This window comes from Streptomyces sp. B21-105 (assembly GCF_036898465.1).
Classification (GTDB): Bacteria; Actinomycetota; Actinomycetes; order Streptomycetales; family Streptomycetaceae; genus Streptomyces.
In genome coordinates, this window is record NZ_JARUMJ010000001.1 from 7,301,915 (window position 1) to 7,314,008 (window position 12,094).

7 protein-coding genes and 1 pseudogene are annotated in these 12,094 nt (G+C 71.4%); 3 read left to right on the top strand and 5 right to left on the bottom strand.

What is annotated here, in order from left to right; genetic code table 11:
• Positions 1–178 precede the first annotated feature (178 nt).
• Complete coding sequence (dxs, locus tag QA802_RS32775; RefSeq protein WP_319169645.1) at positions 179–2,098, top strand: 1-deoxy-D-xylulose-5-phosphate synthase; 1,920 nt, start codon at positions 179–181, stop codon at positions 2,096–2,098.
• 167 nt (positions 2,099–2,265) lie between these two features.
• Positions 2,266–3,786 (top strand): amino acid permease, encoded by a 1,521-nt coding sequence (locus tag QA802_RS32780; protein WP_334530342.1) that lies wholly within the window; start codon positions 2,266–2,268, stop codon positions 3,784–3,786.
• A gap of 243 nt (positions 3,787–4,029) precedes the next feature.
• Here the strand turns inward: QA802_RS32780 and QA802_RS32785 are convergent, their stop codons facing one another.
• Positions 4,030–4,401 (bottom strand): PIN domain-containing protein, encoded by a 372-nt coding sequence (locus QA802_RS32785; RefSeq protein WP_334530345.1) that lies wholly within the window; start codon positions 4,399–4,401, stop codon positions 4,030–4,032.
• 156 nt (positions 4,402–4,557) lie between these two features.
• Here QA802_RS32785 and QA802_RS32790 point away from each other — a divergent pair.
• Positions 4,558–4,785: pseudogene (locus QA802_RS32790) on the top strand (hypothetical protein); the annotation flags it as partial.
• Between the two features lie 321 nt (positions 4,786–5,106).
• On the opposite strand, the gene QA802_RS32795 reads toward QA802_RS32790, so the two are convergent.
• The 4 genes from QA802_RS32795 to QA802_RS32810 all read right to left on the bottom strand — a co-directional run bounded on the left by QA802_RS32795 (position 5,107) and on the right by QA802_RS32810 (position 12,075).
• A complete protein-coding gene (locus QA802_RS32795; RefSeq protein ID WP_334530348.1) occupies positions 5,107–7,239 on the bottom strand; it encodes a 3-hydroxyacyl-CoA dehydrogenase NAD-binding domain-containing protein in 2,133 nt (710 codons plus the stop codon).
• On the bottom strand, positions 7,236–8,456 hold the full coding sequence (locus tag QA802_RS32800) for a thiolase family protein (RefSeq protein ID WP_319169576.1): 1,221 nt from the start codon (positions 8,454–8,456) through the stop codon (positions 7,236–7,238). Before QA802_RS32800 ends, QA802_RS32795 begins: the two co-directional genes overlap by 4 nt.
• A gap of 158 nt (positions 8,457–8,614) precedes the next feature.
• Positions 8,615–9,652, bottom strand: a complete 1,038-nt coding sequence (locus tag QA802_RS32805; RefSeq protein WP_334530352.1) for a LacI family DNA-binding transcriptional regulator — start codon at positions 9,650–9,652, stop codon at positions 8,615–8,617.
• Positions 9,649–12,075, bottom strand: a complete 2,427-nt coding sequence (locus QA802_RS32810; protein WP_334530354.1) for a glycoside hydrolase family 2 protein — start codon at positions 12,073–12,075, stop codon at positions 9,649–9,651. The genes QA802_RS32805 and QA802_RS32810 overlap by 4 nt, the downstream gene beginning before the upstream one ends.
• Positions 12,076–12,094 lie beyond the last annotated feature (19 nt).

Below are 12,094 nucleotides of genomic sequence, written 5' to 3' on the forward strand. Positions count from 1 at the left end.
GTTCAGATGCCGGGCACAGTCGCGTCATGGAAACGGTGGATCCTGGGAACGGTGGATCGTGGGTACGGCCGTTCGGGTGACGTATGACGCACGGGCCGGACTCCGACCGCCTCGGCGGAACATTAGACTCGACAAGCCCGGCAACAGCTCGATCAGCTTTTACTGCAAGGAGGCACGGGTGCCGCTGCTGACCCGCATCAGGGGACCGCGCGATCTGGACCGGCTCAGCCTGGAGGAGCTGGACCAGCTGGCAGGGGAGATCCGCACCTTCCTCGTGGACGCCGTGTCCAAGACCGGCGGCCACCTCGGCCCCAACCTCGGCGTGGTCGAACTCACCCTCGCCCTGCACCGGGTCTTCGAGTCGCCCAAGGACAAGGTCCTGTGGGACACCGGACACCAGTCCTACGTGCACAAACTGCTCACCGGGCGGCAGGACTTCTCCCGGCTGAAGATGAAGGGCGGCCTGTCCGGCTACCCTTCGCAGGCCGAGTCCGAGCACGACGTCATCGAGAACAGCCACGCCTCCACGGTGCTCGGCTGGGCCGACGGCATCGCCAAGGCCAACCAGATCCTCGAACGCGACAGCCACGTCGTGGCGGTCATCGGCGACGGCGCGCTCACCGGCGGCATGGCCTGGGAGGCCCTCAACAACATCGCCGACGGGGACCGCCCGCTGGTCATCGTCGTCAACGACAACGAGCGCTCGTACGCGCCGACCATCGGCGGCCTCGCCAACCACCTCGCCACCCTGCGCACGACGGACGGTTACGAGCGTTTCCTGGCTCGCGGGAAGGACCTCCTCGAGCGCACGCCCGTCGTCGGCAAGCCGCTGTACGAGACCCTGCACGGCGCCAAGAAGGGCCTGAAGGACTTCATCGCCCCGCAGGGCATGTTCGAGGACCTCGGCCTGAAGTACGTCGGCCCGATCGACGGCCACGACATCGAGGCGCTGGAGTCCGCGCTGGCCCGCGCCAAGCGCTTCGGCGGCCCGGTGATCGTGCACTGCCTCACGGAGAAGGGCCGCGGCTACCAGCCCGCCCTCCAGGACGAGGCCGACCGCTTCCACGCCGTCGGCAAGATCCACCCCGACACCGGTCTGCCGATCGCCACCTCCGGCGCCGACTGGACGTCCGTCTTCGGCGACGAGATGGTCAAGCTCGGCGAGGAGCGCGCGGACATCGTCGCGATCACCGCCGCCATGCTCCAGCCGGTCGGCCTCGACAAGTTCGCCAAGGCCTTCCCGGACCGCGTCTACGACGTCGGCATCGCCGAGCAGCACGGCGCGGTGTCCGCGGCGGGCCTGGCCCACGGCGGAGTGCATCCGGTGTTCGCGGTGTACGCCACATTCCTCAATCGTGCCTTCGACCAGGTCCTCATGGACGTCGCCCTCCACAAGTGCGGTGTGACATTCGTACTGGATCGGGCGGGCGTCACCGGCACCGACGGCGCCTCCCACAACGGCATGTGGGACATGTCGATCCTCCAGGTCGTACCGGGCCTGCGGCTCGCCGCCCCGCGTGACGCCGACCAGGTCCGTGCCCAGCTGCGCGAGGCCGTCGCCGTCGACGACGCGCCGACCGTCGTGCGCTTCTCCAAGGGCGCCGTCGGCCCCGCCGTACCCGCCGTCGGCCGCGTCGGCGGGATGGACGTGCTGCGCGAGAGCGGCACCGACACCCCCGACGTGCTGCTGGTCTCCGTCGGCGCACTCGCCCCGATGTGCCTGGAGATCGCGACCCTCCTCGACCGGCAGGGCATCACTGCCACGGTCGTCGACCCGCGCTGGGTCAAGCCCGTCGACGAGGCCATGGCCCCGCTCGCCGAGCGGCACCGCGTGGTCGTCACCGTCGAGGACAACTCCCGTGTCGGCGGCGTCGGATCGGCGATCGCCCAGGCCCTGCGCGACGCGGGCGTCGACGTCCCGCTGCGCGACTTCGGCATCCCGCCCCGCTTCCTCGACCACGCCTCCCGCGCCGAGGTCATGACCGAGATCGGCCTCACCGCGCCCGACATCGCGCGGCAGGTCACCGGCCTGGTCTCCAAGCTCGACGGACGGTACGGCAACGTGGCGGCCGAGTCCGTGGAACCCGCCCGGGACTGACGCCGCCGCAGGCCCCCCGAGCCGCCCGAGCCCGCCCGGATGGACCGGTTCCACCACTGTGAAGAGTGGTGGAACCGGTCCATTCGCGTTAACCGGCCCGCGCCGGGGCATACGGTCTACGCCCCCTCTCGATCATGTCGAGGACGACACAGCGTGGGAGGTACCCCGTGAGCAGCACCCTCTTCCGGACGAAGAAGGTCGAGCAGTCCATCCTCGATACCGAGGAGCCAGAACACGCGCTCAAGAAATCCTTGTCCGCGCTCGATCTGACCGTCTTCGGCGTCGGCGTCATCATCGGCACCGGCATCTTCGTCCTCACCGGCACGGTCGCCAAGAACAACGCCGGCCCGGCCGTCGCCCTGGCCTTCGTGGTGGCCGGGGTCGTCTGCGCGCTCGCCGCGCTCTGCTATGCCGAGTTCGCCTCCACCGTCCCCGTGGCGGGCTCCGCGTACACCTTCTCGTACGCCTCCCTCGGCGAACTGCCCGCCTGGATCATCGGCTGGGACCTGGTCCTGGAGTTCGCGCTCGGCACCGCGGTGGTCGCCGTCGGCTGGTCCGGCTACATCGCCTCCCTGCTGGACAACGCGGGCTGGCACCTGCCGGCCGCGCTCGGCAGCCGCGACGGGGCCGACGGCTTCGGCTTCGACATCCTCGCCGCCGCGCTCGTCCTGGTGCTCACCGCCATCCTCGTGCTCGGCACCAAGCTCTCCGCGCGCGTGACGTCGATCGTGGTCGCCATCAAGGTGACGGTCGTACTGACCGTGATCGTCGCCGGCGCCTTCTTCATCAAGGGCGACAACTACGACCCGTTCATTCCCAAGTCGCAGGCCGTCGAGGCCGGCGGAGGGCTGAACTCCCCGCTCATCCAGCTGATGTTCGGCTGGGCCCCCGCCAACTTCGGCGTCATGGGCATCTTCACCGCCGCCTCGGTGGTGTTCTTCGCCTTCATCGGCTTCGACGTGGTCGCCACGGCCGCCGAGGAGACCAGGCACCCGCAGCGGGACATGCCCCGCGGCATCATCGGCTCCCTCATCATCTGCACCACGCTGTACGTGCTGGTGTCGATCGTCGTCACGGGCATGCAGCACTACACCAAGCTGTCCATCACCGCCCCGCTCGCCGACGCCTTCAAAGCCACCGGGCACCCCTGGTTCGCGGGCTTCATCAGCTTCGGCGCCGCCGTCGGCCTCACCACCGTCTGCATGATCCTGCTGCTGGGCCAGACCCGCGTCTTCTTCGCGATGAGCCGGGACGGACTGCTGCCCCGCTTCTTCTCCCACGTCCACCCGCGCTACAAGACCCCGCACCGGCCGACCATCCTGCTCGGCGTGATCATCGCGATCGTCGCCGGCTTCACCCCGCTGAGCGAACTCGCCGAGCTCGTCAACATCGGCACCCTGTTCGCCTTCGTGGTCGTCGCGATCGGCGTGGTCCTCCTGCGCAGGTCCCGCCCCGACCTGCACCGGGCCTTCCGCACCCCGTGGGTGCCGTTCGTCCCGATCCTGTCGGTGCTCGCCTCGTTCTGGCTGATGCTCAACCTGCCCGCCGAGACCTGGCTGCGGTTCGGCATCTGGATGGTCATCGGATGCGTCGTCTACTTCCTCTACGGCCGCTCCCACAGCCGCCTCGGACGAGGCGAGGCGTCCCCCGCCCCCGCCCCGGGCCCCGGCGGCGCCGGCCCCGTATGACCCACGCCCCCCGAGCCCGGCCCCGACCGCCAGGGGCCGGGCTCGGTGCTGCGCCGCCGCCCCGCCCCAGCCGGAGCGGCCGGCGGGCCGGCGGGTGCGAGCGCGGCCGGGCCGGGAGCGGCTTGCCTCGCGGGGGACACGCTCCACCCGGCCGTCGGCCGTCGGACGCACCTCCGTATCCCCTCGGCGTGCCGCCGGGTGCCGCGTGCGGGCTGCCGCTCACGGAGTGCGACGTCGGTCGTCTCAGCCGCGCACCGCGCGAGGGCCCGTGACGTCCGCGCCGAGCTCCGTCACACGGCGGCGCAGCTCGCGGTCGGCGGTGACGACCAGACGGGGGCGGCCGGCGGCCCCGGCGACCAGCTCGACGATGCGGTCGTCACCGCTGCCGGGGGCCGCCTCCACCCGTACACCGGGCGCCGGCTCCACCCCGCGGGCCGTGCCCTCGACGACGAGGACGATGTCCACGGGCCCGGAGTGCCCCGAGAGGCCGTCTGCGGCCAGCCGGTCGCGCAACCGTTCCGCTGCGCCCCGCCGGTCCCGCCACCATCCGTCGGGTACCGACCCGACGACGTTCGCGGCGTCGACGATCACGAGCAGCGCGGTGTTGTCGTCCATGCGGACCAGCGTCGCACGGACGGCCCCGCGGACGAGACTTCGCGGACTCGACTGCACGGACCGACGTCACGGACCGACTTCACGGACGAGGCTCTGCGGGACCCCGTGACGAGACCGGCGACGGGCATGGTCAGGACCCCGGCATGAAGTGATCGGGTGAACGGCGACTGGCTCATACGCGGCCGCGACGGGCGGCTGGCCGTCTATCTGATGTAGGACGACGCCGTCCTGTGCCGAGCCGAACACGTCCCGGGCAGATCCTGGGAAGCCGCGCGCCGGGTCGGCGGCGACCAGAGACTGCATCATCAGGTCCTCGCCGTCGACCAGGGTGCGAACGGCGACGCCCACCTGGTCTCCTGGCGGCCCACCGCGCGCGCCCCCTCGTGATCGGCGGGAGTTCGTCGTGGGCGTCGGCCGGACCGACCCGGAGCCCGTTCACTTCGCCGAGCCGGCCTTCGCGCTCGGCCTCAGCCATGCGGGCAGGAGATCGCGGCCAGGGCCCGTGGGCGGGCCGTCCAGGGCGACAGCCGCGCGACAGAGGGCCTCCGCCATGAGCGGAGGCCCTCTTCACTTCGCCCTGCCCCCGGAGACCAGGGACGGGTCGTCAGCCCCGGGACGGGTCGTAAGCCGTTACGACTGTTACGGCCCCAGTAACCCTTCCGGCAACTTTTGCGACGCCTCGTACGACGCCTCTTACGGCAACCGTTACGCCGGCACCGACGCGACACCCGGGGCAAGGAACTTCTTGCCGTTCACCCGCTCGGAGACGCCCTCGCGGTCCAGGTACGGCGTGATGCCGCCCAGGTGGAAGGGCCAGCCGGCGCCGGTGATGAGGCAGAGGTCGATGTCCTGGGCCTCGGCGACGACGCCCTCGTCGAGCATGAGCCCGATCTCCTGCGCCACCGCGTCCAGGACGCGGGCCCGCACCTGCTCCTCGGTGAGGACGTCGTCGCCCTGCTGCAGGAGCGCGGCGACCTCGGGGTCCAGCTCGGGCTTGCCGCTGTCGTAGAGGTAGAAGCCGCGCTTGCCCGCCTTGACGACGGCCGCGAGGTTCGGCGAGACCGTGAAACGGTCCGGGAACGCGCGGTTCAGCGTTTCCGAGACGTGCAGACCGATCGCGGGGCCGACCAGCTCGAGCAGCACCAGCGGGGACATCGGCAGGCCGAGCGGTTCCACCGCCTTCTCCGCGACCGCGACGGGGGTGCCCTCGTCGATGACGTTCTGCACCTCGCCCATGAAACGGGTCAGAATGCGGTTCACGACGAACGCCGGGGCGTCCTTCACCAGAACCGCCGTCTTCTTCAGCTTCTTGGCGACGGCGAAGGCCGTGGCCAGCGAGGCGTCGTCGGTCTGCTCCCCGCGGACGATCTCCAGCAGCGGCAGGATCGCGACCGGGTTGAAGAAGTGGAAGCCCACGACCCGCTCGGGGTGCTTCAGCTTCGACGCCATCTCGGAGACCGACAGCGACGAGGTGTTCGTCGCGAAGATCGCGTGCGCCGGGGCGACGGCCTCGACCTCCGCGAACACCCGCTGCTTGACGCCGATCTCCTCGAACACGGCCTCGATGATGAAGTCCGCGTCCGCGAATCCCTCGGCCTTGTCCAGGACGCCGGACACCAGGGCCTTCAGGCGGTTGGCCTTGTCCTGGTTGATGCGGCCCTTGCCGAGCAGCTTGTCGATCTCGGCGTGCACATAGCCCACGCCCTTGTCGACACGCTCCTGGTCGATGTCGGTCAGCACGACCGGCACCTCGAGGCGGCGCAGGAACAGCAGCGCGAGCTGCGAGGCCATCAGGCCCGCGCCGACCACGCCGACCTTGGTGACCGGACGGGCCAGGTTCTTGTCCGGGGCGCCGGCCGGGCGCTTGCCGCGCTTCTGCACCAGGTTGAACGCGTAGATGCCGGAGCGCAGTTCACCGCCCATGATCAGGTCGGCGAGCGCGACGTCCTCGGCGTCGTAGCCCTGCTGGAGGTCGCCGTTCTTGGCGGCGGCGATGATGTCCAGCGCGCGGTAGGCGGCCGGGGCGGCGCCGTGCACCTTGCTGTCCGCGACGAACCGGCCGCGTGCGACGGCCTGGTCCCAGGCCTCGCCGCGGTCGATCACCGGGCGGTCGACGACGATCTCGCCCTTGAGGACGGACGCCGTCCAGATCAGCGACTGCTCCAGGAAGTCGGCGCCCTCGAACAGGGCGTCGGCGATGCCCAGTTCGTAGACCTGCGCGCCCTTGAGCTGCTTGTTCTGGTTGAGCGAGTTCTCGATGATCACCGAGACGGCCTTGTCCGCGCCGATCAGGTTCGGCAGCAGCGTGCAGCCGCCCCAGCCGGGGACCAGACCGAGGAAGACCTCGGGCAGCGAGAACGCCGGCAGCGCCGCGGACACCGTGCGGTACCGGCAGTGCAGGCCGACCTCGACGCCACCGCCCATCGCCGCGCCGTTGTAGTAGGCGAACGTCGGCACCGCGAGGCCCGCGAGGCGCTTGAAGACCTCGTGGCCGCCCTTGCCGATGGCGAGCGCGTCCGTGTGGTCCTTCAGCAGCTCGACGCCCTTGAGGTCCGCGCCGACGGCGAAGATGAACGGCTTGCCGGTGACGCCCGCGCCGACGATCTCCCCGGCCGCGGCCTCCTTCTCGACCTGGTCGATCGCGAGGTCGAGGTTGGCGAGGGACTGCGGGCCGAAGGTGGTCGGCTTGGTGTGGTCGAAACCGTTGTCGAGCGTGATCAGGGCGAACCGCCCCGCGCCGAACGGCAGGTCCAGGTGGCGTACGTGCGCCTGGGTGACGACCTCGTCCGGGAACAGCTCGGCCGCGCCCTTCAGAAGCTCAGCGGTGGTGGTGCTCACTTGGCGCCTCCGTCGAAGTGCGGGTTCTCCCAGATGACCGTCGCGCCCATGCCGAAGCCGACGCACATGGTGGTCAGGCCGTAGCGGACCTGCGGCTGCTCCTCGAACTGGCGGGCCAGCTGCGTCATCAGACGGACGCCGGAGGAGGCCAGCGGGTGACCGAAGGCGATCGCGCCGCCGTACTGGTTGACGCGCTCGTCGTCGTCCGCGATGCCGTAGTGGTCGAGGAAGGCCAGCACCTGGACGGCGAAGGCCTCGTTGATCTCGAACAGACCGATGTCGGAGATGGACAGCCCCGCCTGCGCGAGGGCCTTCTCCGTGGCCGGGATCGGGCCGTAGCCCATGACCTCCGGCTCGACGCCCGCGAAGGAGTACGCGACCAGGCGCATCTTGACCGGCAGGCCGTTCTCGCGCGCGAAGTCCTCGGAAGCGATCAGGGAAGCGGTTGCACCGTCGTTCAGACCGGCCGCGTTTCCGGCGGTGACCCGGCCGTGGACACGGAACGGGGTCTTGAGGCCGGAGAGGTTCTCCAGCGTCGTCCCCGGGCGCATCGGCTCGTCGGCGGTGACCAGGCCCCAGCCCGTCTCACCGGCCTCCGGGTTGGTGCGGCGCACCGAGACCGGCACCAGGTCGGCCTGGATCTTGCCGTTGGCGTACGCCTTGGCGGCCTTCTCCTGCGAACGCACCGCGTATGCGTCGGCGCGCTGCTTGGTGATCTGCGGGTAGCGGTCGTGCAGGTTCTCCGCGGTCATGCCCATGAACAGGGCGGACTCGTCGACCAGCTTCTCGCTCACGAACCGCGGGTTCGGGTCCACGCCCTCGCCCATCGGGTGGCGGCCCATGTGCTCGACGCCGCCCGCGACGGCGACGTCGTACGCGCCGAAGGCGACCGAGCCGGCGACCGACGTGACCGCCGTCAGGGCGCCCGCGCACATGCGGTCGATGGAGTAGCCGGGGACCGAGGTCGGCAGACCGGCCAGGATGCCGGCGGTGCGGCCGATGGTCAGGCCCTGGTCGCCGATCTGCGTGGTCGCGGCGATGGCGACCTCGTCGATCTTCGCGGGGTCCAGGCCGGGGTTGCGGCGCAGCAGCTCCCGGATCGCCTTGACGACGAGGTCGTCGGCGCGGGTCTCGTGGTAGATGCCCTTCGGGCCCGCCTTGCCGAACGGGGTACGGACGCCGTCTACGAAGACGACGTCCCTGACGGTACGAGGCACGATGGCTCTCCTCCAGGGTGCGGGATGGCACTGCTGCGACACGCAAGCGCTGAGCACGCGCTCAGAGCACATGCTACTTGTGGGTAACGTAGCTGCACACCCCTGCCGGGAGGAGCGGCGAACGTCACACCCGGCGAGTCTGCGCGATCACCGGCCGTTCAGGCCCGCGGCGGGGCCGTCGAACCCCTCGGCGTGAGCACCGGAGTCGGCACCGGATGCGACCTGGGACCCGCCCCCGTGAGCACCCCGAACAGCGTCCGCGCGGCCTCCGCGCCGAATCCGTGCACGTCATGGCTCATCGCGGAGAGCGTCGGATGGGTGAGCCGGCACAGCTGCGAGTCGTCCCAGGCGAGCAGGGAGACGTCACCCGGCACTGCGAGCCCCATCTCGGCCGCCACCGCCAGCCCGGCCACCGCCATGATGTCGTTGTCGTAAACGATTGCGGTAGGGCGGTCAGACGGGGCGGCGGTCAGCATCGACCGGGTGGCCCGCGCCCCCGCCTCCCCGGAGTAGTCCGTGGCGACCTGCCGGGCGCCGGCCAGCCCGAGACGGCGCGCCGCCGCGTCGAACGCGGCCGTGCGCACCACCGTGTGCCCGAGCGCGGCCGCACCCCCCACCCGGGCGATCCGCCGGTGCCCGAGCGCCGCGAGATAGCGCACCGCCTCCGTCACGGCCGTCGCGTCGTCGGTCCACACCGACGTCAGGCCGCCGGTCAGCGACGGATGCCCGACGGCGACCACCGGCATCCCGAGCCGCTCGACCGCCGCCGGCCGGGGATCGTCCGCCCGGAAGTCCACCAGGATCGACCCGCCGACCTGCCGGCCCCGCCACCACGACTCCTGCAGCCCCGCCTCCTCCTCGACGCTGCGCACCAGCCGCAGCAGCAGCGAGCAGGAGTGCTCGGTCAGCACGCTCTCGACCCCGGAGACGAAGTCCATGTAGAACGGCTCGAGGCCCAGCATCCGGGCCGGCCGGCAGATCGCGAGCCCCACCACGTCCACCCGTGAGCTCGACAGCGACCGGGCCGTGAGGTTCGGCTCCCAGCCCAGCTCCCGCGCCGCCGTGAAGATCCGGTCCCGGGTCGCCTCGGACAGTCCCGGCTTGCGGTTGAAGGCGAGGGACACCGCGCCCTTGGACACCCCCGCGCGCGCGGCGACGTCCTTGATGGTGACGCGGGGGGCGGGGGACGCCGTCATCGCAGAGGCTCCTGGCAGTACAGCGCGGCCCGGGCGGCGGCGGCGTCCGGAGTCTCCCAGCCCTCGACCCCGATCGTCACCCGCTCCCCGGGCAGCAACGTCACCAGACCCCGGTCGGCGCGCGCCCCCGGGTCCAGCCGGTCCGCCTGGAGCAACAGGTCCCGCACGAGGGTGCGCGCCGTGACGGTGACGGCCCCCGCGGCCACGTCCACCGCGAACTCGGGCCGCGGCAGGGCGATGTCACGGTCGGGCACCGGGAAGTGCACGGTCCGCAGCCGGCCCTCGTCCGCGTCCCCCCGGCCGCTCCCGGACGCGCCCGGGCCGGGCAGCCCTCGCGCGTCGGCCACCAGGAACTCCTTCGCCCCGGCCGGCTCCAGGTCCGCCGGAACCCGCGTCACCTCCACCGACCGGGCGCCGACGGCCAGTTCCAGCGTCGCCGTGCCGACCACATCGCCCTCCACGGTCAGCCGCCGCAACGTCAGCGGGCCCGTCCACGGTTCGGCCGACTGGTTGACGGCGGCCGCCACGAGCCGCCCGTCCCGCACCTGCAACGACAGCAGTCGGTCCGCGTACAGCCGCCGCAACTCGTGGTAAAGCGGTTTCTCCCGCCCGTCCCCGTCGATCGCCGCCCAGGACGTCACCGGCCAGCAGTCGTTGAGCTGCCAGACGATCGTGCCCGCGCACACCGGCCAGTGCGACCGCCAGTGCTCGATCCCGGTCGCCACCGCCCGCGCCTGGTTGACCTGAGTGAGGTAGTGCCACCGGTCGAAGTCGCCCCCGGGCGAGGGGAAATGGCGGGCGATCCCGCGCTCCAGCTTGCCGTTGCCGTCCTCGGCCTTCTGGTGGTGCAGCATGCCGGGGGAGTCCGCCGCCAGTACCTCGCCCGGCAGCGCCCGCCGCAGCGTGGCGTGGGCCGGTGGCGCCTGCCAGCCGAACTCGGCCACGAACCGCGGCACTTCGCTGCGGTACTCGGCGTAGTCCTGCCGGTTCCACACCTCCCACGAATGATGCGTGCCGTGCGCCGGGTCGTTGGGATGGCGCTCCCAGGACCCCGACCACGGGCTCCCCGCCGTGTACGGCCGCGTCGGATCCAGCTCGCCGACGACCCTCGGGAGCATCCCCAGGTAGTAGCCCTCGCCCCAGGAGTCCGCGCCCAGGCGCTCCTCCCAGCCCCAGTCCCGGAAACCCCACAGATTCTCGTTGTTGCCGTTCCACAACACGAGCGAGGGATGCGGCATCAGCCGTACGACGTTCTCGCGCGCCTCCGCCTCCACCTCACCCCGCAGCGGCTGCTCCTCGGGGTAGGCCGCGCACGCGAACGGGAAGTCCTGCCAGACCAGCAGCCCCGACTCGTCGCAGGCTTCGTAGAAGTCCTCGCTCTCGTAGATGCCGCCTCCCCACACCCGGACCAGGTCGACCCCCGCGTCGGCCGCCTGTCGCAACCGCTTCCGGTAACGCTCCCGGGTCACCCGGGAGGGAAACACGTCGTCCGGAATCCAGTTCACGCCCCGCGCGAAGAGCCGCACCCCGTTGACCACGAGGGTGAAACCGCTCCCGTAAGAGTCGGCGGAGGTATCCAGCTCGACGCGGCGAAAGCCGATGCGCCGCCGCCAGACGTCCAGCGGCGCACTCCCGTGATGCAGCGTCAGCTCGACGTCGTACAGCGGCTGTCCGCCGTACCCTCGGGGCCACCACAGGTCCGCGTCCGGCACTTCGACCCGCACGGCACCGCGCGTGCCCGTCACCTCGGCGCGGGCCTGCCGTCCCGCCACCCGGGCCTCCAACACGAGCCCCGCCTCCACCCGGGTCCGCTCCACGTCCACCTGCAACTCGACGACGCCGACGCCCCCTTCGACCGTCACCAGCGGGCGCACCCCGGCGAGCCGCGCCGTCGACCAGCGCTCCACCCGCACCGGCCGCCAGATCCCCGCCGTCACCAGCGTGGGCCCCCAGTCCCAGCCGAACGAGCACGCCATCTTGCGCAGGTACTGGTAAGGCTCCGGATAGGCGCCGGGCCGGTCGCCGACCTTCCCGCGCACCGCCTCCGCCTCGACGTAGGCGGAGGCGAACCGGACGGCCAGCACACCGCTGAGCCCCGTCACGTCGAAGCGGTACGAGCGGTGCATGTTCCGCACCCGGCCGAGGAGCCGGCCGTCGAGGGTGATCTCGGCGACCGTGTCGAGCCCGTCGAAGACCAGGTCGGTCTGCTCGTGCCCGGACCGCACGGCCGGCAACCGCGTCTCGTACGTCCACTCCCGCCGCCCGACCCACGAGACCTCGGTCTCGGCCCGCCCCAGGAAAGGGTCCGGGATCACCCCGGCGGCGAGCAGATCGGTGTGCACACAGCCCGGCACCACGGCCGGCAGTTCCCTGCCCTCATGCCGCAACTGCCATCCGTCGTCGAGTGGTGAGGCCTCCAGCATGCGCACTCCTAAACCGGTC

Bases quoted from the DNA above. Each gene is read 5' to 3' on its own strand.
- QA802_RS32805 (WP_334530352.1), bottom strand. From the start codon at position 9,652: ATGACGGCGTCCCCCGCCCCCCGCGTCACCATCAAGGACGTCGCCGCG.
- QA802_RS32785 (WP_334530345.1), bottom strand. From the start codon at position 4,401: ATGGACGACAACACCGCGCTGCTCGTGATCGTCGACGCCGCGAACGTC.
- QA802_RS32810 (WP_334530354.1), bottom strand. From the start codon at position 12,075: ATGCTGGAGGCCTCACCACTCGACGACGGATGGCAGTTGCGGCATGAG.